At 61.8% G+C, this 21,795-nt stretch carries 14 protein-coding genes and 4 tRNA genes; 11 read left to right on the top strand and 7 right to left on the bottom strand.

Going from position 1 to position 21,795, the window contains the following annotated elements:
* The first annotated feature begins 145 nt into the window (after positions 1–145).
* The 8 genes from CQ002_RS17170 to CQ002_RS17205 all read left to right on the top strand — a co-directional run bounded on the left by CQ002_RS17170 (position 146) and on the right by CQ002_RS17205 (position 12,028).
* Complete coding sequence (locus CQ002_RS17170; RefSeq protein ID WP_034103058.1) at positions 146–1,954, top strand: di-heme-cytochrome C peroxidase; 1,809 nt, start codon at positions 146–148, stop codon at positions 1,952–1,954.
* Positions 1,951–3,114, top strand: a complete 1,164-nt coding sequence (locus CQ002_RS17175) for a catalase family protein (protein WP_034103056.1) — start codon at positions 1,951–1,953, stop codon at positions 3,112–3,114. Before CQ002_RS17170 ends, CQ002_RS17175 begins: the two co-directional genes overlap by 4 nt.
* A gap of 798 nt (positions 3,115–3,912) precedes the next feature.
* Positions 3,913–4,011: a K(+)-transporting ATPase subunit F gene (gene kdpF, locus CQ002_RS17180; protein ID WP_028615778.1), complete on the top strand. Its 99-nt coding sequence runs from the start codon at positions 3,913–3,915 to the stop codon at positions 4,009–4,011.
* 107 nt (positions 4,012–4,118) lie between these two features.
* Complete coding sequence (gene kdpA, locus CQ002_RS17185; protein WP_034103053.1) at positions 4,119–5,825, top strand: potassium-transporting ATPase subunit KdpA; 1,707 nt, start codon at positions 4,119–4,121, stop codon at positions 5,823–5,825.
* Between the two features lie 10 nt (positions 5,826–5,835).
* Complete coding sequence (gene kdpC, locus CQ002_RS17190) at positions 5,836–6,483, top strand: K(+)-transporting ATPase subunit C (RefSeq protein ID WP_034103050.1); 648 nt, start codon at positions 5,836–5,838, stop codon at positions 6,481–6,483.
* Positions 6,484–6,486: 3 nt separating this feature from the next.
* Entirely contained in the window at positions 6,487–8,559 is a 2,073-nt protein-coding gene (gene kdpB, locus CQ002_RS17195; RefSeq protein ID WP_105161917.1) for a potassium-transporting ATPase subunit KdpB, read from the top strand.
* A 110-nt stretch (positions 8,560–8,669) separates the two neighbouring features.
* Positions 8,670–11,339: a sensor histidine kinase KdpD gene (locus CQ002_RS17200; protein ID WP_105161916.1), complete on the top strand. Its 2,670-nt coding sequence runs from the start codon at positions 8,670–8,672 to the stop codon at positions 11,337–11,339.
* Complete coding sequence (locus tag CQ002_RS17205; RefSeq protein WP_034103043.1) at positions 11,336–12,028, top strand: response regulator; 693 nt, start codon at positions 11,336–11,338, stop codon at positions 12,026–12,028. The genes CQ002_RS17200 and CQ002_RS17205 overlap by 4 nt, the downstream gene beginning before the upstream one ends.
* Here the strand turns inward: CQ002_RS17205 and CQ002_RS17210 are convergent.
* The 5 genes from CQ002_RS17210 to CQ002_RS17230 all read right to left on the bottom strand — a co-directional run bounded on the left by CQ002_RS17210 (position 11,988) and on the right by CQ002_RS17230 (position 17,205).
* Positions 11,988–12,968 (bottom strand): LysR substrate-binding domain-containing protein, encoded by a 981-nt coding sequence (locus CQ002_RS17210; RefSeq protein ID WP_052211072.1) that lies wholly within the window; start codon positions 12,966–12,968, stop codon positions 11,988–11,990. The two genes, CQ002_RS17205 and CQ002_RS17210, sit on opposite strands and share 41 nt — an antisense overlap.
* Before the next feature lie 83 nt (positions 12,969–13,051).
* Positions 13,052–15,061, bottom strand: coding sequence for a CocE/NonD family hydrolase (locus CQ002_RS17215; RefSeq protein WP_105161915.1), 2,010 nt, complete (start codon positions 15,059–15,061; stop codon positions 13,052–13,054).
* An 84-nt stretch (positions 15,062–15,145) separates the two neighbouring features.
* Positions 15,146–16,729 (bottom strand): BCCT family transporter, encoded by a 1,584-nt coding sequence (locus CQ002_RS17220; RefSeq protein WP_105161914.1) that lies wholly within the window; start codon positions 16,727–16,729, stop codon positions 15,146–15,148.
* 304 nt (positions 16,730–17,033) lie between these two features.
* Positions 17,034–17,110: transfer RNA gene (locus CQ002_RS17225), tRNA-Asp, on the bottom strand.
* A gap of 19 nt (positions 17,111–17,129) precedes the next feature.
* Positions 17,130–17,205: transfer RNA gene (locus CQ002_RS17230), tRNA-Val, on the bottom strand.
* A 201-nt stretch (positions 17,206–17,406) separates the two neighbouring features.
* Here CQ002_RS17230 and CQ002_RS17235 point away from each other — a divergent pair.
* From CQ002_RS17235 to CQ002_RS17245, 3 genes are all read left to right on the top strand, one after another.
* A complete protein-coding gene (locus CQ002_RS17235; RefSeq protein WP_105161913.1) occupies positions 17,407–17,925 on the top strand; it encodes a sigma-70 family RNA polymerase sigma factor in 519 nt (172 codons plus the stop codon).
* Between the two features lie 6 nt (positions 17,926–17,931).
* Positions 17,932–18,915: a FecR family protein gene (locus CQ002_RS17240; protein ID WP_069022667.1), complete on the top strand. Its 984-nt coding sequence runs from the start codon at positions 17,932–17,934 to the stop codon at positions 18,913–18,915.
* Between the two features lie 78 nt (positions 18,916–18,993).
* Positions 18,994–21,426: a TonB-dependent siderophore receptor gene (locus CQ002_RS17245; protein WP_105161912.1), complete on the top strand. Its 2,433-nt coding sequence runs from the start codon at positions 18,994–18,996 to the stop codon at positions 21,424–21,426.
* Between the two features lie 143 nt (positions 21,427–21,569).
* Here CQ002_RS17245 and CQ002_RS17250 read toward each other — a convergent pair.
* Together CQ002_RS17250 and CQ002_RS17255 are read right to left on the bottom strand one after the other, a co-directional pair.
* A tRNA-Asp gene (locus tag CQ002_RS17250) sits at positions 21,570–21,646 on the bottom strand.
* 19 nt (positions 21,647–21,665) lie between these two features.
* Positions 21,666–21,741 (bottom strand) — tRNA-Val (locus CQ002_RS17255).
* Positions 21,742–21,795 lie beyond the last annotated feature (54 nt).

Raw genomic sequence — 21,795 nt, forward strand, 5'->3', positions numbered from 1 at the left:
ATAAGTTCACGTGTTTAAAAGCATTTTCATTCATGATGGGGGCCCGCGATGGATCGTGGGACCGCCTACTACCAGGCTCATGGCCACTTGCCGCACCTGTGGCGTAGTGGCATAACAACGCGACAACTCGACAAGGATAGTTATCTTGCGCATTTTTTCCCGTGTTTTACTCCTGATATTCGTCACGGTGGCCCTATTGCTGGCCGTGGTGCTCTATTACACCATCAACCCCAAGTTGCCCGACTACGTGCCCGTGGAACAGGTGCACTACCAGGACCAATGGAGTACCGCCGACCGCCAGACCTACTACTTCACGCCCCAGGGCACTCAAGTAAAAGGCCTGCACTACGACTGGTTCACCGCCCTGGAGCTGCCCTTTTCCGAGCAACGCTTCGCCACGCCGGAGTACTTGGCGCGCTTCGGTTTCCTGGTCGACCCCAAGCAAGTGCCTACCGCGCAGAATCCGGGCAACCTGCCCGTGGGTTTCGCCCGGCACAAGAACGCCGGCAGCAACGTTGACTACCTGGATATCACCTGCGCCGCCTGCCATACCGGCGAGCTGCATTTCAAAGGCCAGGCCCTGCGCATCGACGGTGGCTCGGCCCAGCATGTATTGCCCTCCAGTGTACCGACCCTGCGCGGAGGCAGTTTTGGCCAGGCCCTGGTTGCCAGCCTTGCCGCCACCTATTACAACCCATGGAAGTTCGAGCGCTTCGCCCGCCACGTGCTGGGCGAGCGCTACGACGCGGAACACAAACACCTGCGCCAGGACTTCAAGCAGTCACTCAATCAGTTTCTGAAAGTAGCCTGGAACGATACCCACCGCGGCCTCTACCCCACCGAAGAAGGCCCCGGCCGCACGGACGCCTTTGGCCGGATCGCCAACGCCAGCTTTGGCGACGCCATTTCCCCGGACAATTATCGCGTCGCCAATGCACCCGTGGACTACCCGCACTTGTGGGATATCTGGACCTTCGACTGGGTGCAATGGAACGGCTCGGCCCAGCAACCCATGGCCCGCAACATCGGTGAAGCCCTGGGTGTAGGCGCGACACTGACCTTTTTCGACGCCGCCGGCCAGCCGCTCCAGGGCGATGCGCGCTACCCGTCCAGCGTGCGCGTGCGCGACCTCAATCTCATCGAAGAAACCCTGCAACGGCTCAAGCCGCCGACCTGGCCCGAGGCCCTGTTCGGCGCCATTGACAAACCTCTTGCAGCCCAGGGCCGCGCCCTGTTCACCGAAAACTGCGCCGGTTGCCACGTGCCCAGCGTGACCCAGGAAAACGGTCGTCCAGTGCAGCAGCTGAAAATGCTGCCGGTGGACTACATGGGCACCGACCCGGGCACCGCCAGCAACATTGCCGACCAACGCTACGACCTCAGCGCGCTGCAGTGGGACCCGGCAGAACTGGCCAGGCTCAATGTCGAACTGCACCCGACACCGACGGAACCCTTGGACCTGAAGAAAATGTCCGTGGCCAAGGGCCTCGCCTACGTCACCGCCTTCGTCGAAGAGCATGCCTACCGCGCCGCGGGCGTGACCCCGGCCGAACGTCCGCGCCTGGACGGCTACGGCCTACCCATCGGCGTGCGTGAATTGCGCGCCTACAAAGCGCGGCCGCTGGCCGGCGTGTGGGCAACGCCACCGTTCCTGCATAACGGCTCGGTGCCGACGATCTATCAGTTGCTCTCGCCCCAGGACGAGCGCAGCACCACCTTCTATAAAGGCACGTTCAATTACGACCCGCGCCATCTCGGCTTCGAGACCGCGTCGTTCAAGAATGCCTTCCTGTTCGATACCCGTATCACCGGCAACCACAACAGCGGCCACGAATTCCGTGCAGGCGCTCGTGGCAACGGCGTCATCGGCCGTGGCCTGCTGCCGCAGGAACGCTGGGCGCTGCTGGAATACCTCAAAGTGCTGGGCGGCCCGCTGGAGCAACAACTGCCATGATGATTCGATCCCGATACGACCAACCCTCCCTGCTCGCCCGCCTCTGGCTGCGCATCGGCGCGTTTCTCGGCAAGACTCTACTGTGGCTGGTAGGCCTCGGCCTGCTCGGTTGGCTGGCCGCTACCGCCTGGTACGCCTGGCAACACAGCGGACCGGTATCGCCGAATGAGCAGATCCCGCCAGGCGAAGCGGCGATGACCCAGGGCATTATCCAGACAGCGGTGCGCATCGTTGACCAGCATCGCGAAGGCACCCGCTACCTGCGCGATGCCCACGCCAAGGCGCATGGTTGCGTGAAGGCCGACGTCAGCGTGCTGGCCGATCTCGACCCGGCGCTGCGCCAGGGCGTGTTTGCCGAGCCGGGCAAGACCTGGCAGGCGCTGATCCGACTGTCCAATGGCAACGCCTATCCGCAGTTCGACAGCATTCGTGACGCACGGGGCATGGCGCTCAAGCTGCTGGACGTACCGGGCAAGCAATTGCTGGCCGACCAGCAGGCGCGCACGGAACAGGACTTCGTGATGTTCAGCCACCCGAACTTCTTTGTCAGCGATGTGGCGGAATATGCGCAGAACATCGGCGCGCAAGCGGATGGCAAGAAAGTGCTGGCGTTCTTCCCCAAGGCCGACCCGCGCACCTGGCAGGTACGCCACTTGTTCATCGCCCTGGCCACCTTGGCGCCAGCACCGGCGAGCCCTACACAAACTACGTATTTTTCGGTCTCGCCCTACAAGTTCGGTGCCGCCAACGCCAAGTTCCGTGTCGCGCCTGACCCGCAAAGCTGCCCGGAGTATGTGTTGCCCAAACAGAATCAGGACCTGCCGAATTTTCTGCGTAGTGCTTTGAGCCAGCAACTGTCTACCGACCGTGTACCGGCGTGTTTTGTGTTGCAGATCCAGCGGCAGAACCCGCAGAAGTTCATGCCCATCGAAGACACCAGCATCGAGTGGAAAGAGAGCGATGCGCCATACGAGAGCGTGGCCAAGGTGCGTATCCCGGCGCAGGACTTCGACACGCCCGAGCAGAACCTGGCGTGCGATAACCAGTCGTTCAATCCGTGGTTTGGGGTGGGGGAGCATCGGCCGATCGGGGGGATCAATCGCTTGCGCAAGGCGGTGTATGAGGCGGTCAGCGACTATCGGCATAGTCGTAACTTGTAGTTTTTGGAGGCACACCTATCCGTTATCTGGGGGATGGCGGGTAGGGTTTGCGCTCTTGAAGCGGCGCACTTTTGAACAGCCGAGATGCCGGCCCAGTCACCCCGACACGCAGTGTGTCCGAGATCCAGCGCACAAGCGCGGCGGCCTTGAAGCCGACCGGTTACTGAGCATCGAACTCGGTCAAAGCCAGCTCTCACAGAGCAGCCATCTGCGGCGCACACCCAGCCGCTTTTGCAATACACCACTCAGGCTGCCGTGCTTGTGGTCTTGATCGCAGGTGCCCTTCAAACAGGCTGGGCTTCCGGCTTTTCCACACTAACCTGCCGTCAAGGCGGGACCGTAAGCGGCCATCACCCAACTAACGGGCAGCCCCCCACGTAAAGAACCCGTATAAATCGCTCATTCCCCATAACGATTACGTCGTCCCTATTGAGCAACTAACCCTCCACGCTCTACCGTCACCTCCTACCCCCAACACCCGTAGGAAGTCATCGTGGAAAGTTCAACTCTAGGCATGGTCGTCCTGTCAATGATTGCGCTCTTCGGCACGGCTGCGTTTTGCTTCGAACACCTTGCCACCCGCAGCGAGAAGAAAAAGAAGGCCAAGTAAGCGGCGCGTCAAACATCAGCAGCACCCCAGTTTCAAAGGGATACCCGGGCGGCGGGCTATCCCTTTTTTTGTTTGTCGGGCAACACTTTATCTCTATGCCGTCTTAATACCGACCCGCGCAATCAGTGTCCGGACTTGATACCCGAGCGCTTAACCTCCCCGGCTTATTCATCAAGGGGAGTTTCACCGTGTTCACACTGACCTTCATTTACATCGCCAGCGGCTTATGTGCTGTCGGGCTGTTCGCTTACTTGGGCTACGCCCTCATTCGTGCTGAAAAGTTCTAGGGAGTTGGCCATGTACGACCTGATGTTTATCGGCCTCTGCCTGATGTTTTTTGCAGCGACTGCCATGGCCATCGTCGCCATGGGCAAGATTTGAACGGAGCCACGACATGTTAAGCACTTTGCTGGAATTTACGTTGGTCCTGGGGTTGATGACCGGGCTCGCCGTGCTGATGGGCAAGTGGCTGGCCCGGGTGTTCACCGGGGTTCACCACGCCCTGCCGGAACGTTGTACCTATCGCCTGCTGGGTATTGACCCACGCGAGACCATGGGCTGGGCCCGCTACGGCTCAGCGTTGTTGCTGGCGAATGCGGCGATGATGCTGCTCGGCTATGTGGTCCTGCGCCTGCAGGCAGTGATGCCGATCAATCCCCTGGGGCTCGCCGCACAAACACCGGACCTGGCGTTCAACACCGCCGCCTCCTTTATTACCAACACCAACTGGCAGGCGTACTCGGGTGAAACCAGCCTGTCGAACTTCAGCCAAATGGCGGTCATCACCTTTCTGATGTTTGTCGGCGCCACCTCTGGCGTGGTCGCGGCTGCGGGCTTCATCCGCGGATTGAGTCGTTCCAGTTCGGCCGATATCGGCAACTTCTGGGTCGACTTCACGCGCACGCTTTACCGTGTGATGCTGCCAGTGTGTGTCGGCATGGCGTTGGTCTATGTGTGGCAGGGCATGCCGCAGACCTTTGCGTCCCAGGCCCTGGCCACTACGCTGGAGGGCGCGCAGCAACAGTTGATCGTCGGCGCAGTCGCCAGCTTTGAATCGATCAAGCATATCGGCACCAATGGCGGCGGCTTCTTCAGCATGAACGCTGCACACCCGTTCGAAAACCCGACGCCACTGACCAACATCCTGCACATCCTCAGCATGCTGCTGATTCCCTCAGCGCTGACCTACACCTTCGGCAGCATGCTCTTGCAACGCCGTCAGGGCTGGGTGTTTTTCGGTACCTTCCTGGTGATGTTCATCGGCTTTCTCGCGCTGGTGTACGGCGCCGAGCAAAGTGGCAACCCGCTGCTGACCCAGGCCGGCGCAAACCAGGCCCTGTCGCTGGAACAAAGCGGCGGCAATATGGAAGGCAAGGAACTGCGCTTCGGTATCGCCGACAGCAGCCTCTTCATCGCGACCACCACAGCGGCAACCACCGGTTCGGTCAACGCCATGCACGACTCGCTGACCCCCATGGGAGGCTTCGTGCCCTTGGCGCAGATGATGCTCAACTGCGTGTTCGGCGGCGACGGCGTGGGCTTTATCAACCTGATCCAGTACGCCCTGCTGACGGTGTTCCTGGTGGGCATGATGATCGGCCGCAGCCCGGAATTCCTCGGCAAGAAGATCGAGGCCCGAGAGATGAAACTGGTGATGCTCTCGGTACTCGCGCACCCCATCAGCATCCTTGGTTTCACAGCCCTCGCCGCCCTGTGGCCGGACACCCTGGCGAGCCTCAACAACCTCGGCCCACACGGTTTCAGCGAAGTGCTTTACGCCTACACCTCCGGCACCGCCAACAACGGTTCGGCCTTTGCCGGGTTGAATGCCAACACGCCGTTTTTCAATACCACCATCGGCCTGGCGATGTTGATCGGGCGCTTCTTCACCATGCTGCCGATGCTGGCCGTGGCCGGTTCCCTGGCGATGAAAAAGACCGTGCCTGCCGGTGCCGGCACCATCCCGACCGCCACACCATTGTTCATGCTGCTGGTGGTGTTCGTGGTGTTGGTGGTCGGTGGCCTGACCTTCCTGCCGGCGCTCGCGCTCGGTCCGCTGGTAGAGCAACTGCAGTTGCTGTCCGGCCAGACGTACAACTGAGGACATGTGGATGACAACGCAATCGATATTTAAAGGGCTGTTGCGCCCGGTGCTGGTTTCGGCGGTGTTTTTCATGCTGCTGACGGGGCTGGCGTACCCGGCTTTCACCACCGTTGCCGCCCAGCTGTTGTTCCCGTTTCAGGCCCGCGGTTCATTGATTGAACACGACGGGCGGGTGATCGGTTCAACCCTGATTGGCCAACACTTCACCCAACCCGCGTACTTCCATGGCCGCCCGAGCATGACCCTCGGGGCCGACCCGCAGGACCCAAGCAAGAGCATCTCGCAGCCCTACAACGCAGGTTCCAGCGGCGCCAGCAACCTAGGCCCGACCAGCCAGAAACTGGTGGACCAGGTCGCCGCGCGGGCGCAGGCCTATCGCCAGGAAAACGCCCTCGCCGCCGATGCCCCCGTGCCAGTCGATGCGGTGACCGCTTCCGCCTCCGGCCTTGACCCGCATATCTCGGTGGCCAACGCTCGCCTGCAACTGGCACGGGTGGCTCGCCTGCGGCACCTCCCGGAACCCGAGCTGCTGCAACTGCTCAGCGAGCACACCAGCGCCCGCACCTTGGGGCTGCTCGGCGAGCCACGGGTCAATGTACTGCAACTCAACCTGGCGCTGGATGCTCGTCAGCCCGCCATCGCGGTCAGTGAGTAAGAGATGATGAAGAACGCCCGTCTACCCCTGTTCGACCGACGCATCCTGCTCACTGCCGGTCTCGATGCGCTGAAGAAACTGCTGCCCCAGGCCCAATGGAAAAACCCGGTGATGTTCGTGGTGTACCTGGGCAGCATCCTCACCACCCTGCTGTGGCTGCAGTCCCTGGGCGGCCAGGGTGAAGCACCCAGTGGTTTCATCCTCAGCATCACGTTATGGCTGTGGTTCACGGTACTGTTCGCCAACTTCGCCGAGGCCCTGGCCGAAGGTCGCAGCCGGGCCCAGGCTGCCAGCCTGCGAGGCATGAAGCGCCAGACCCTGGCCAAATTGCTGCAGCAACCCCGTCACGGCAGCGCATGGCTGCCGTTGGAAGCCAGCCAATTGCGCAAGGACAACGTGGTATTGATCGAGGCCGGCGACTTGGTGCCGCTGGATGGCGTGGTGATTGAAGGAGTCGCGTCGGTGGATGAAAGTGCAATCACCGGCGAGTCGGCTCCGGTGATCCGCGAGGCCGGGGGCGACTTTTCCTCGGTCACCGGTGGTACGCGCGTGCTGTCGGACTGGCTGGTGGTGCGCATCAGCGTCAACCCCGGCGAATCCTTCCTGGACCGTATGATCTCGATGGTCGAGTCAGCCAAGCGGCAGAAGACCCCCAATGAAGTCGCGTTGACGATTTTACTGGTGGGCCTGACCCTGCTGTTCCTGCTGGTGATTGCCACGCTGAGCCCCTACTCGATTTTCGCCGTGGCCATGAGCGGCAGCGGCAGCGTGATCAGTGCCACGGTATTGGTGGCGTTGCTGGTGTGCCTGATCCCCACCACCATCGGCGGCCTGCTTTCGGCCATCGGCGTGGCGGGCATGAGCCGGATGATGTCAGCGAACGTGATCGCTACCTCAGGCCGCGCGGTCGAGGCAGCGGGAGATGTCGACGTGCTGCTGCTGGACAAGACCGGCACCATCACGTTGGGCAACCGCCAGGCCAGCCACTTTTTGCCGGCACCGGGCGTGAAGGAAGCCGATCTGGCCGACGCTGCGCAACTCGCCTCGCTGGCCGATGAAACCCCTGAAGGCCGCAGCATCGTGGTGCTGGCCAAGCAGAAGTTCGATATCCGCGCGCGGGATATCAACGCATTGGGCGCAAGCTTTGTGCACTTCACCGCGCAAACTCGCATGAGCGGCGTCGACCTGCCCCAGGGCCGGGCGATTCGCAAGGGCGCAGCAGATGCGATTCGCAGCCATATTGAAGCTCTGGGTGGGAGTTTCCCGGCAGCGCTGCAGGCAAAAGTCGACGAAGTCTCGCGTCGCGGCAGTACCCCACTGGTGGTGTCGGACGGTGCCAAGGCACTCGGCGTGGTCGAGCTCAAGGACGTGGTCAAGGGCGGCATCAAGGAGCGCTTCACCGAGCTGCGACGCATGGGCATCAAGACCGTGATGATCACCGGCGACAACCGCCTGACCGCCGCCGCCATCGCCGTCGAGGCCGGTGTGGATGACTTCCTCGCCGAGGCGCGCCCGGAAGACAAGCTGCAATTGATCCGCGACTACCAGGCACAGGGCAAGCTCGTGGCCATGACCGGCGATGGCACCAACGATGCGCCAGCGCTGGCCCAGGCTGACGTGGCAGTGGCGATGAACAGCGGGACCCAGGCGGCGAAAGAGGCTGGGAACATGGTCGACCTCGACAGCAACCCGACCAAGCTGATCGAAGTGGTCGAGGTGGGCAAACAGATGCTGATGACCCGTGGCGCCCTCACCACCTTCAGCGTGGCCAATGATGTGGCGAAGTACTTCGCAATCATTCCGGCGGCGTTTGTGGCCACCTATCCACAGCTCGGCGCCCTGAACGTGATGCACCTCGGCAGCCCTAACTCAGCGATCCTCAGCGCAGTGATTTTCAACGCATTGATCATCATCGCGCTGATTCCACTGGCCTTGCGCGGGGTGACCTACCGGGCGATCGGCGCGGCGGCGTTGCTCAACCGCAACCTGCTCGTCTATGGCGTGGGCGGAGTGCTGGTGCCGTTTGCCGGGATCAAGCTGATCGACATGCTGCTGACGGGGCTGGGCCTGGTGTAACACCGCGCGCTGTGGCCTCGGCTTGCCGGCGATGGCGTCCTCCAGGGCCTCATCTTCGGCAAGCTGATGCCTAAAAGGACTTTGAACGGCTTCGACATACAGGCAGGTTTATGGCAATTATCAAAAGACTCGACGTCCCACCCGACGAACGCCCCGACCCCGACGCCCTGCTCGCCTGGGTCCAGCAGGAAGAACAGGCCGCCTTGCGCGGCAAACTGCGTATCTACTTTGGCTCCAACGCAGGCGTGGGCAAGACCTGCGCCATGCTCGCGGCGGCGCAACGTGCAGTCACGCAGGGCCGCGACGTACTGGCGGGCGTGGTAGAAACCCATGGCCGCGCGGAGACGGCTGATCTACTCCATGGCCTGGAGCAATTGCCCCGCGCCGCCCTCTTGCACCGCGAGTTCCCACTCGAAGAGTTCGACCTCGACGCCGCACTGCACAGGCATCCCGCTGTCGTGCTGGTCGACGAACTCGCCCACAGCAATGCCCCTGGTTCACGCCACCCCAAACGCTGGCAGGATGTCGAAGAATTGCTGGGCGCTGGCATCGACGTGTGGACCACGCTCAATGTCCAGCACCTTGAAAGCTTGAATGACTTGGTCAGTGGGATCATCGGAATTCGCGTGCGTGAAACCGTACCGGATCACGTGTTCGACAACGCCCACGAAGTGGTGGTGATCGACCTGCCCCCCGATGATCTGCTGCAACGCCTCAAGGATGGCAAGGTGTACCTGGGCCCTGCGGCGGCGCGCGCGTCGCGGCACTTCTTCCGCAAGGGCAACTTGCTGGCCTTGCGCGAGCTGGCCTTGCGACGCACCGCCGACCGCGTCGACATGCAGATGCGCACCTACCGCCGCGAACGCTCGATCAATACGCTGTGGCCGGCCCGCGAGCGTTTGCTGGTGGGCGTAGCCGGCGACAGCGGCGATGAGCGACTGGTGCGGGAAGCCGCGCGCCTGGCCCAAAAACTCGAAGCCGACTGGATCGTGGTGCATGTGGCCACGCAGCAAGGGCACGGCGCCAAGCGTTACCTGACCGCCATGAAAACCCTGGCCCTGGCCAGTGAGTTCGGTGCCGACACTGCGACGCTGCCGGGCATGGACGTGGCCGAAGCCCTGGCCGCCTGTGCCCGCGAGCACAACGCCAATCGCCTGGTACTGGGCCATCACCCGCGCCAGGCGTGGCGGCTGTGGCACCAATCGGTCAGTGATCGGATCAGCCGACATCATCCGCAAATCGACCAGATCGTGATTGCCCACGGGGTACTGCCGGGCAAACCGCCTGTGATCGAAAAACCCGCACCGCAACCCGGTACACGGCTGGCCTACCTCTGGGCCAGCCTCGCCTGTTTCGCTGCCAGCGCCATCGCTGCGCTGCTGCTCCAGGTGTTCGACTTGGCCAACGTGGTCATGGTGTTTTTGCTGACTGTCGTGCTGGTGGCCTTGCGCTACGGACGCGGCCCCGGCGTGTGGGCCGCCATGCTTGCGGTGCTGTGTTTCGACTTTTTTTTCGTGCAGCCGCGCTACTCGTTCACCGTCAACGACACGCAATATTTCTTCACCTTTGCACTGATGCTCGGCATCGCCCTGATCACCGGGCAACTCACCGCCCGCCTGCGCCATGAGGCCCGAACCGCCGCTGCTCGGGAACGCCGGGCGACTTCGTTGGCCCGCCTGGCCCGCGACCTGTCGGCGGCGCTGACGGTGGAGCAAATCAGCGAAGTGGCATTGCGCACCTTCAGCGGCGTTTTCGAGGCGCGTGTCGGCCTGGCACTGCCAGACGCCGCCGATGGCGTGCACAGTGTCGCCGGAGGCGGGCTGCCGATTGACGACAGTATCGCCCAATGGACCTACGACCATGGCCAGGCCGCCGGTCACGGCACCGACACGCTGTCGGCAGCCCAGGGCTGCTACTTGCCGCTGAAAGCACCGATGCGTGTACGTGGCGTGCTGGTGCTGGAACTCGCCCAGAGCGAGCGCCTTAACGATCCGCAGGAGCGCCGCCTGCTGGAGGCGTGCATGAGCCAATTGGCGATCGCTCTGGAGCGGGTGCACTTCGTCGAAGTCGCTCAGAGCACCCTGGTGCAGATGGAGGGTGAAAAAATGCGCAACACCCTGCTGGCCGCCATTTCCCACGACCTGCGTACACCGCTGACCACCCTGATCGGCGCCGCCGACACCGCCCTGCCCCACGCCCCGCCCGGCCCATTGGCCGAGCTACTGCAGGGTATTCACGAACAAGCCACGTCGATGCAGCGCCTGATCGAAAACCTGCTGGACATGGCACGCATGCAAGAGCGCGGCGTGCGCCTGAACCGCCAATGGCACTCCCTGGAAGAGATCGTCGGCAGCGCACTGCGCCAGTTGCGTGAACCGCTGGCGCGACACGTCGTGCACACCAGGCTGAGTGCGCATTTGCCACTGGTGGAGGTTGACGCGCTGATGATCGAACGGGTGCTGGTCAACCTCCTGGACAATGCGGCCAAGTACACGCCGCCCGGCACGGCCATTACCGTCAGCGCCGACAAGACGGCGGACAGCATCGTGCTGGAGGTCAGCGATACCGGCCCCGGCTACGCGCCGACCCATCTGTTCGAACCCTTTGCACGCGGCCAGCAGGAGTCGTCCATCACGGGCATCGGCCTGGGCCTGGCACTGGCCAAACGCATCGTCGAGGCACACGGCGGCCATATTGAAACCAGCCCCGGCCACCAAAGCGGCATGCATTTCATCATCACGCTACCGGCGGGTAGCCCGCCCTCCATGGAACCCCTATGAGCACTGCACGTATTTTGATTGTCGAGGACGAAGCCAATATTCGCCGCTTTGTCGGGATCGCCTTGCAGGATGAAGGCTTTCAGGTGTTCGAGGCCGACAGCGTCAAACGCGCCTTGATTCACGCCGCGAGCCGCCAACCTGACGTGGTGATCGTCGACCTTGGCCTGCCGGATGGCGACGGCAAACAACTGATCAGCGAACTGCGTGGCTGGCTGTCGGTGCCGATTGTGGTGCTGTCGGCCCGTGATCGCGAAGAAGAGAAAGTCGCCGCCCTGGATGCAGGTGCCGATGACTACCTGACCAAACCTTTCGGCGTGCCCGAGTTGCTCGCACGCATCCGTGCCCAACTGCGCCGGCATGGACAGACCGGTAACGTGGTAGCCACCAGCAAGGTGGCATTCGGCGAAATCGAAGTTGACCTGGCGACCCATGAAGTGTCACGCCAAGGCCACTCAGTGCACCTGACGCCCATCGAATACCGCTTGCTATGCGCCATGATTCGCGGCCAAAGCAGGGTGCTGACACACCGGCAGTTACTCCTGGAAGTCTGGGGGCTGGATTACGTCGACCGCGCGCATTACCTGCGCGTGCACATGGCGCATTTACGGCAAAAACTCGAGGCGAACCCTGCCCAGCCACAGCATTTCATTACCGAACTGCAAGTGGGTTACCGGCTGGTGGGTGTGTAGGCTCGGGCTCATGGCTGTTCATGCGACCGCCATGGGCGAGCAACCATTGGCGAAAACTGCGCACCGCCAAGGGCGGGTTGCGATGATGGGGTTGCATCAAATGCAGGCGGCCGCGGCTATGCATGGTGTGGGGCAAGGCCATTTGCAGGCGGCCGGACGCGAGGTCGTCCTCCAGCAGACTCTTCCAGCCCAACGCGACACCATGCCCCATCACCGCCGACTGCATCAGCAGTTGATAACTGTTGGTACGCAGCGCATGACGCGGGGTGTAGTAGTCGGCGCCGGCGTCAGCGAACCAGTCGGTCCAGGTCAGCCAGTCGTGATAATGGTCCTCGACAATCAACAAGGTGTGAGCGTGCAACAAGTGTTGCAGGTCGCGAATCGGACCGTGACGCTCGACGTAGCCGGGACTGCATACGGTAATGACCTGCTCGCTATCGAACACTGGCGACAACTCCAGGCCGTGTGGTGCCGGCAGGTCATCCAGGTGATAGAACAGGCCCAGGTCATATTCGCTGACGTCCAGGTGGCTGGGGCTTTCGCTGCACAGGATACGGATATCCAGATCCGGGTGTTCGCGCTGGAACTGTGGCAACAGACCGGCGAGCCAGATCGAACTGATGGTGGGGGTGCTGGCCAGGGTCAACTGGCGATCGGCGCCGCGACGGCGCAACTCGGCGGACTCGCGATCGAGTTCGCGCAACAGGCGTTGGATGGTACGGAAGTAACGCACACCGGCGGGCGTCAGGCTCAAGCCCTGGGCCAGCCGATAAAACAGTGGGCGCGCCAGGTCTTCCTCGAGGCGCTTGACCTGGCGGCTGACGGCACTCTGGGTCAGGTTCAGTTCATGGGCCGCCTGGGTGAAGCTCAAATGACGGGCCGCCGCCTCGAAGGTCTGCAGGCAGTTGAGGGGTGGAAGATCGACGTTTCGGCGCGACATGGGCAGTTCCATTGGCAGTCACGGGCCCAGGTTTCCCCAGGCCCGCAGAGATCACGTTGGCAGGCATCCTGCCATTTGCCCGCTCACAGTGCGACCCTCGCCACGCGTTTGCTCCATTGCCGGCGGTGCTCCAGCTGTCCGTTTTCCCAGGCGGTCTGCTCCGCGTCGATGTAGAACCACTCGGCATCGGCGTGCACGCTCAAGCGGCTCTCCACCTCTACCGCCCACTGATCGCGGCCAACTCGGTAGTGCCATTCGATATCAGCACGCGTCGACAGCGGATCCCAGGGCAGGGTGCGATATTGCTCGGTGCAACGCTGATCCACCGACAGGCCATGGTCGGTAAAACGCACCGCGCCCAGGTCATCTTCGATCTTCACGCAGACGGCACCGCTGCCCACGTCTTCGACCAGGGTGCGTTTCGGCGCGGCGGCGCGCAGTACTTCCAGGTTGGCCGGAGGCGCCGATTGTGGCGCTTCGAACGGACACGCCACCGCTTCGCCCTTGAACACCGGCAGTTGCAGGCTTTGCAGGGTCGGCAGCAAGGTCAGGGTAGTCAACTCGCGGCTCGGCCACAACAGCGGGAAACTCGCGGTGCTCAGGGCCAGGCGCAAACGGTAGCCGGCGGGCAGGCGCATGCCAATATGGTCGAGGTTTAATTGCACGTCCATCGGCTCATCCGGGACTACAGGTGTTACATAGGAAACATCCTCTCGAAGCGTGAGATTGAGCACGCCATAGCTGATCTGCGTGACCTGCCCATCCGGAGCCACTGCATTCAACCGGGCGACCAATTGACCACAGGATGTGTCACTCGCCACCCGCAGCTTGAGGCGCGCGTCGCCCAGCAGTGCCAGAGGTTCGGTCAACGGTTGAGAGTCAAAGCACAGCGAGTGGGCATCATCGCGACGCTGATCCGTCGGGCCATCGGGGCCAAACCAGATCGCGCAATATTCGCCCTGATGCAGCCCGGTATTCAGCGGCGAGCAAATGCTGCGCGGCGTGACCAGAAGGTCCGCGCCCGCATTGAGGCCGTGTTCGCCGAGGCTGAAATCAGTCCATTGCACCTGCGGATCCGGCCAGCCGGCCGTCTGCACCCAGATGCCCGGCCGTTCGGCATAACTGCCCTTTGGCGGCAGAACATCCTGTAGGTAAAAAGTACAGGCGGCGTCATCCATCACCCCATTATCGATGCCCTTGAGCCAGTGATCCCACCAGCGTTTGGCTTCTTGCAGAAAACCGATGGCCGGATTAGGCACAGCGAAATGCGGGTACTTGTGGATCCATGGACCGATCATGGCCTTCTTCGGCCCCGGCAGGTTTTCCATCAGGCGCGAAACGGTATTGCGGTAGGCATCGCCCCACCCGCCCACGGCATAGACCGCGGCCTTGATCTGCGCGTAGTCCTCGCACACTGAGCCATGGCGCCAGTAGTCATCGCGGGTCTGATGCTGCAGCCACGTTTCGGCAAGCAACGGCATGGCGTCCAGACGTTGGTGCCAGAGGGTTTTCCAGTCATCGCCGACCAACAAGGGATCGGGCACGGCAGCGCTGAAGTTGAGCATGGTGGCGGCCCAACCGAAGTTTTCCATCAGCAGGTTGCCGCCTTTGTAATGGATGTCGTCAGCAAAGCGGTCATCGGTGGAGCACAGGGTAATGATTGCCTTCAGCGCCTCGGGCTGGCGTGCCGCCACTTGCAGGCCATTGAAGCCGCCCCAGGAGATGCCCATCATGCCGACGTTGCCATCGCACCAGGGTTGCTGGCATAGCCAGTCGATCACCTCGAGGGCATCCTCCTGTTCCTGCAGCAGGTATTCATCGGCCATCAGCCCCTGGGATTCGCCGTTGCCGCGCATATCGACGCGTACGCACACATATCCCTGCCCCGCCATCCACGGGTGGGTCAACGCATCGCGCACAGCCGTGCCATCGCGTTTGCGGTACGGCAGGTACTCCAGGATTGCCGGGAAGGTCTGCAGGCCGGCAACTTCCGGCAGCCAGATGCGGGCGGCCAGTTGGGTGCCGTCTTTGAGGGGGATAAGGCAGTGCTCGATTTCGCGGACCTTGTAGGCAAACTCGGTAACGATTTCCATCGGTAACTCCAAACACGTTCATTGCGAACAAACAGCTCCCCTGCGCCCGGACGGGAGCGCGGGGAGACACACAGGGTGTGGCGCCTAGCGGGCGAATTCCGCGACGGGCCTGGCGCCACTCGGCTCGGGCTCAGTCGCCGGCCCGACGGTTTTCACAGTGAGCAGCGCCGGGTTCTTCAGCCAAAAGATGAGTGAGGTACTGGCCAGCAACACCAGGATCATTCCCGGCAAGCCACCGAGGTTGGAGAGCATCTTCACGCCGTCGATGCCCACGAACGCGACCATCACCCACGACACCGAGCCGATGATCAGGCCCCAGATGATCTTCAGCAGCGGGTTGCCGTCGAGGTCGGAATCAGCCGTCACGCCTTTGCTGCACAGGTTGGCAATCACGTCGGTGCTGGAGTCGGCCGCGGTGACGAAAGAGATGAACGCCACGAACAGCAGGAACGCGATCATCAGGCCACTGGCCGGCAATTGCTGGAACATCTGGTAAAGCACGTGCTCCACACCCTGCTCGTTCAGCACACGGTTGAGGCTGCCATCACCCAGCGCATCGAAGTACAGGCTGGTGCCGGAGAAAATGCAGATCCACACCGCGGTGAACAACGCCGGGTAGAACATGTTGATATGGATGAATTCGCGCACGGTGTAACCACGGCCGATCTTGCCGAGGAACAGCGCACTCACGGGCGCCCAGGCAAACCACACCGACCAGTAGAACACCGTCCAGCTATGCGGCCAGGTGTCGCCGCTGGCAGCGCCGGTGAACAGGCTGCGGCTGAAGAAGGTGTCAAGGTACACGCCAAGGGATTCGACGCCGAGGCTGAACATGTACAAGGTCGGCCCGCACAGCAGCACGAACAACCCCAGGGCCAGCATGATCCAGGTGTTGAACGATGACAGCATCACAATACCTTTCTGCAGACCGCTGGCGGCCGACGCGACAAAGGTGATGACGATGATTGCAATGATGATGGCCAGGCGGAACGGCGTGGTTTCCCCACCGATGTACTGGGCCAGGCCACCGGCCAGGGTCAGCGCGCCGGTGCCCAGGGACGAGGCCATGCCGGCCACCAGGGCGAACATCGCCAGGGTATCGATCAGCCCCGCGTAGCGCTTGACGCGCGCCTCGCCCAATAGCGGCTCGAGCATGGCGCCGATGGAGAAGTGGCTGCGACGGTTATAGAACACCAGCGCAAACACCAGCGAGGGCACCAGGTAGATGGCGTAGGGGGTGATGGTCCAGTGCAGGAACATCGTCGACATGGCAAAGCTCTTGGCCGCCGAACTGCCCGCCTGGATGGGCTGGCTGGTGGGTGGGCCGTACAGGTGATAGAGCGGTTCAGCCGTGGTCCAGAACAGCACACCCACCGCCAGCGTGGTGCACAGCGCCACCATGAACCAACGCCATTTGCTCAGCAACGGCTTGGCGTCTTCACCGCCTATGCGCACCTTGCCCAGCGCAGAGAAGTAGACGATGGCGGTCAGTACCACCATGGCAAACGAGCCAGCGCTGAACAGCCATGAGAAGTTTTTCAGGATCAGGTTGTTCAGTTGTTTGCTGACTGCAAGGAATGCATTCAGGTCGATGTAGCTGACAATCACCGCCGCCAGCAGGATCAGGAAAGTTGGCCAGAACACCAACGGACGCAGTGGATATTTCATCTAGAGCCATTCCCCTTGCAGACTATTTTTATGTGAATGAGCGGGTACGGCAGCATCCTGCTGCCAGTCACTCGCCTGGAAGTCTTCGCGTGGCTATAGATAACCGTTTAAGCGGCCGAGGGCGCAATCAACCAATCTGCATGGGGGTATTCCCTCACGTCATGGCGCACCAGCACAGTTCAGGACGAACATGCAGTGCACAACGGCAAGGCACCGGGAGGATAAATCGCGGACGAAAAAAAGCCCGCTCAATGAGCGGGCTTCCTGTGGTGACCTGGCGTTCAGCGTTCCAGGTTACCGAATATGGCGCAGCGGACGGGACTCGAACCCGCGACCCCCGGCGTGACAGGCCGGTATTCTAACCGACTGAACTACCGCTGCGCGTAACACTTGAAGCGAATGGTGGGTGATGACGGGATCGAACCGCCGACCCTCTGCTTGTAAGGCAGATGCTCTCCCAGCTGAGCTAATCACCCTTCACTTTCGGTGTGGGCGGCATCATACACCAAAAATCCGCAATGTCTTGATTTAAATGCAATTTATTTGAAATATTTTCTCGTCATAGGTAAACCCCCATAAAAACGGGCTCCTGCCCCCTTAAACGCGAGTCTATTGCGTTTACCATCGGCTTGGCCGCACAATTAAAAACCATTCTCAATAACGCCTGAGCCACGCCTATGCCTGTGGGTGAACCGCTATTTCAACGGGAAATTACCCAGCTCTACAGCGAGCATCATGGCTGGCTGCTCACCTGGCTGCGACGCAAACTGGGCTGCCGACACAATGCTGCCGACCTGGCGCAGGATACGTTTGCACGCATCCTGAATGCGCGCGAATCCGTCGCCGGCATCCGCGAACCCCGAGCGTATTTGAGCACCACGGCCAGGCGCCTGCTCATCGACCAAGCGCGGCGCAAGCAGATAGAACAGGCTTACCTGCAGGCATTGGCCCTCACGGTTGACGCACTCGAGGGGTTTGAGTCCCCGGAGCAGATCCACACCACCCTCGAGGCCCTCGAACAGATCGCGTTTATCCTGGAAGGCATGCACGAGTATTCACGCCAGGCCTTCGTACTGTATTACCTCGAAGAAATGACCCAACAGCAAATCGCCCGGCAACTCAACCTGTCGGAACGCACCGTGCGCAAATACCTGATCCAGGCGCTCATGCACTGCGGCCACAGTATGGACACTTGACTGAGCATGCCGGACACCCACCAGCAGATCGAAGAACAAGCCGCCGAATGGCTGCTGCGCCTGCACGACGGCGAACTGAACGAGGCCCAGCGACGGGCGTTCGAGTGCTGGAAACAGCAAGGCCCGCATCACGCCGCGGCTGCCGCCCGAATGGAAGCGGTCATTTCCAGCCTGCAGGCCTTGCGTGGCAAAAAAGCCCCGGCACGGGCGGCATTGAGCGCCGCGTTTGCGCGGCCCAAAAACCGTCGCGGCAAGAACGCCGTGCGCGCACTGGTATTGGCGTGCAGCCTGGCAATTCCTGCAACGGCATGGCTGGCCAGCCCTTACCCGCCACAGTGGATGGCCGACGTGCGCAACGGCCCGGGCCAATGGCAAACCCTGCAACTGGCGGATGGCTCAACGCTGACCTTCAACGGTATCAGCGCGGCAAACCTGCATTTCGATGGCAAGCAGCGCCGCATCGAACTGCTGCAAGGCGAAATCCTGGTGGAGGTGGCCCACGACCGCACGCGGCCGTTTGTCGTGCAGACGCCTCAAGGCACGCTGCGTGCACTGGGCACACGGTTTGTGGTCAAGCGTGACGGTGATGTCACGGTGCTGAGCATGCTCGAGTCCCGCGTGGCCGCCCACAGCGCCAACGGCGAGCAAACGCTGGAAGTCGACGCAGGCTCGCAGGCCAGGATGCGCTCGGATGACGTACGCCTGACCGGCACTGTCGACCCGAGCAGTATCAACGAGGCGTGGCGCCGCCATCAGTTGGTGGTGGAGAACCGGCCGTTACCCGAAGTGCTGGACGAAATCGCCCGGCATCGCGCCGGCCGCGTGCAATTTGATCGGCGCGCGCTGCAAGACCTGCGAGTGTCTGCCGTCATCCCGCTGGACAACAGCGACCATGCCTTGCAACTACTGGCGCAAACGCTACCGATCCACCTGCAGGCCTTTACCCCATGGCTGATCGTGGTAAGCCCCGAGCCACGGCCCAATAAATAATTATTCGCATTTGCTTCCGGTTTTTTCGAGGCTGCCCGTCAAGGAAGGTAATTCGACACATAAAGGACTGCCTTCACCATGCACACCCCTGCCTACCCGCGCGGACGCTTTCGGCTACTGAAAAGCGCGCCGCTGTCCCTGGCGCTGCTCACCGCCACCCCATTGCACATCAGCCTGGCCCTGGCAGACGCCACCAGCAACACCACCCGGACCTACGACATTCCAGCCGGGCCGCTGGGCAGTTCGCTCAACCGCTTTGCCCAACAGGCAGGCGTGGCCATCGTGTTCCAGTCCCGGGAACTGGAAGGCCGCAAAGCACGAGGTTTGAAAGGCACCTACACACTCCAGGACGGTTTCGACAGCTTGCTGCAGGGCAGCGGCTACCGCGCGGTAAAAGGCGATCAGGTCTATGCGCTGCAACCTGCCCCCACCACCGGCGACGGCACCATGGAGCTAAGCCCGACCCAGGTCAGCGGTAACCAGCTCGGTAACGTCACCGAAGGCACCGGCTCCTATACGCCCGGCACAATCGCGACCTCGACCCGGCTGGTGCTGACGCCCAAGGAAACCCCGCAGTCAGTCTCGGTGGTCACCCGCCAGCACATGGATGATTTCGGCCTGAACAACGTCGACGACGTGATGCGCCACACACCCGGCATCACCGTTTCAGCCTTCGACACCGAGCGTACCAACTACTATGCCCGGGGCTTTTCCATCAACAACTTCCAGTACGACGGCATCCCGTCCACGGCGCGCAACGTCGCCTATTCGGCGGGCAACACCCTGAGCGACATGGCGATCTACGACCGTGTCGAAGTGCTCAAGGGTGCCACTGGCCTGCTCACCGGTGCCGGCTCGTTGGGCGCGACGATCAACCTGGTGCGCAAGAAGCCCACCGCAGACTTCCAGGGGCACGCGACCCTCGGTGCCGGCTCTTGGGACAACTACCGCAGCGAGCTGGATGTCAGCGGCCCGATGACCGAAAGCGGCAACGTCCGTGGCCGGGCCGTGGCGGCCTACCAGGACAAGCATTCCTTCATGGATCACTACTCGCGCCAGAGCCCGACCTACTACGGCATCATGGAGTTCGACCTGTCACCCGATACCCTGCTGACCGTAGGCGGCGACTATCAGGACACCTTGCCAAAAGGCTCTTCATGGTCGGGCAGTTTCCCGCTGATCAACGCCCGAGGCGACAGCAATAGCGTCAAGCGCTCATTCAACAACGCCGCCGACTGGAGCAGTTGGGAGCAATACACCCGCACCGTATTTGCCATGCTCGAACACGACCTGGGCAATGGCTGGGTAACCAAGCTGCAACTGGATCACAAAATCAACGGCTACCACGCCTTGATGGGCTCGATCCAGGGCGACCAGCCGCAACCGGACGGCACCGCGCAACTCACCTCCGGCAAGTACACCGGGGAAACCGTCAGCGATTCCGCCGACCTGTACGTGAGCGGCCCATTCAGCCTGGGCGGTCGCGAACATGAACTGGTGATGGGCGGCTCCATCAGCGCCTCGGAATGGAAAGGCAAAGGCTATTGGAACCTCTCCCCGAATATCGTCGACTTCAACAACTGGCGCGGCCACGCCGCGATACCCGACTGGGGCCAGGCGCAATCGCTGACCGATGACACCGTGCGCCAGACAGGCGCCTATGTGACCACGCGCCTGAACCTCGCCGACGACCTCAAGCTGCTGCTGGGTGGGCGCGTGGTCAACTACCAGGTGACGGGCTACAACCCCAACTACCGTGAGTCCGGGCGTTTCGTCCCTTACATCGGTGCCGTGTACGACCTCAACGACACGTACTCGGTGTACGCCAGCTACACCGACATCTTCATGCCGCAGGAGAATTACAACCGCGACCGCGACAACAAGCTGCTTGAGCCGGATGAAGGCCAGAACTGGGAGCTGGGCCTGAAAGCCGACTTCCTCGACGGTCGGGTCAACGCGAGCGCAGCCTACTTCGAAATCCATGAATCCAATCGCGCACTGTCGGATGACGAGTACAACAACCAGACGCCCATCCCGAACAACTACGCCTACAAGAGCAGCAAGGCCGTCACCAAGGGTTACGAGCTGGAAATGTCCGGCGAGATCGCGCCTGGCTGGCAACTCCAGGCCGGCTACACCCACAAGGTGGTGCGCGACGACAAGGACGAGAAGATCTCCACCTTCGAACCTGAAGACCAGGTCAAGCTGTTCACTACCTACACACTCAAGGGCAACCTGGACAAGTTGACCGTCGGCGGTGGTGTGCGCTGGCAGAGCGTGGGCTGGCAGGACATCTACAACAACCCGCGCAAGCAATACGAAGAGTTCTCCCAGGACGCCTATTGGCTGGTGGACCTGATGACCAAGTATCAGGTCACCCAGAACCTGTCGGCCACGCTGAACGTCAACAACCTGTTCGACAAGCACTACTACACCAACATCGGCTTCTATAACTCCGCCGCTTACGGCGAGCCGCGCAACTTCATGGTGACCACTCGCTGGGATTTCTAGATTCCCAATAAAAAACGCCGCCGATCATCGGAAATGATCGGCGGCGTTTTTTCGGCTTGTGCAAAGCCCAGACAGCAAAAAGCCCGCTCAATGAGCGGGCTTCTTGTGGTGACCTGGCGTTCAGCGTTCCAGGTTACCGAATATGGCGCAGCGGACGGGACTCGAACCCGCGACCCCCGGCGTGACAGGCCGGTATTCTAACCGACTGAACTACCGCTGCGCGTAACACTTGAAGCGAATGGTGGGTGATGACGGGATCGAACCGCCGACCCTCTGCTTGTAAGGCAGATGCTCTCCCAGCTGAGCTAATCACCCTTCGTTTCGGTGTGGCGCGCATTCTACGGAGCGACCCTGGGTCTGGCAAGCACT

This window comes from Pseudomonas sp. MYb13 (assembly GCF_002980075.1).
GTDB classification, from domain to species: domain Bacteria; phylum Pseudomonadota; class Gammaproteobacteria; order Pseudomonadales; family Pseudomonadaceae; genus Aquipseudomonas; species Aquipseudomonas lurida.

Excerpts from the sequence above, each read along its gene's own strand:
- CQ002_RS17240 (WP_069022667.1), top strand. The coding sequence starts at position 17,932 with ATGCCGGACACCCACCAGCAGATCGAAGAACAAGCCGCCGAATGGCTG.
- kdpA (WP_034103053.1), top strand. The coding sequence starts at position 4,119 with ATGTTAAGCACTTTGCTGGAATTTACGTTGGTCCTGGGGTTGATGACC.
- CQ002_RS17200 (WP_105161916.1), top strand. The coding sequence starts at position 8,670 with ATGGCAATTATCAAAAGACTCGACGTCCCACCCGACGAACGCCCCGAC.
- CQ002_RS17205 (WP_034103043.1), top strand. The coding sequence starts at position 11,336 with ATGAGCACTGCACGTATTTTGATTGTCGAGGACGAAGCCAATATTCGC.
- CQ002_RS17175 (WP_034103056.1), top strand. The coding sequence starts at position 1,951 with ATGATGATTCGATCCCGATACGACCAACCCTCCCTGCTCGCCCGCCTC.
- CQ002_RS17245 (WP_105161912.1), top strand. The coding sequence starts at position 18,994 with ATGCACACCCCTGCCTACCCGCGCGGACGCTTTCGGCTACTGAAAAGC.
- kdpC (WP_034103050.1), top strand. The coding sequence starts at position 5,836 with ATGACAACGCAATCGATATTTAAAGGGCTGTTGCGCCCGGTGCTGGTT.
- CQ002_RS17210 (WP_052211072.1), bottom strand. The coding sequence starts at position 12,968 with ATGTCGCGCCGAAACGTCGATCTTCCACCCCTCAACTGCCTGCAGACC.
- kdpB (WP_105161917.1), top strand. The coding sequence starts at position 6,487 with ATGATGAAGAACGCCCGTCTACCCCTGTTCGACCGACGCATCCTGCTC.
- CQ002_RS17235 (WP_105161913.1), top strand. The coding sequence starts at position 17,407 with ATGCCTGTGGGTGAACCGCTATTTCAACGGGAAATTACCCAGCTCTAC.
- CQ002_RS17220 (WP_105161914.1), bottom strand. The coding sequence starts at position 16,729 with ATGAAATATCCACTGCGTCCGTTGGTGTTCTGGCCAACTTTCCTGATC.
- CQ002_RS17215 (WP_105161915.1), bottom strand. The coding sequence starts at position 15,061 with ATGGAAATCGTTACCGAGTTTGCCTACAAGGTCCGCGAAATCGAGCAC.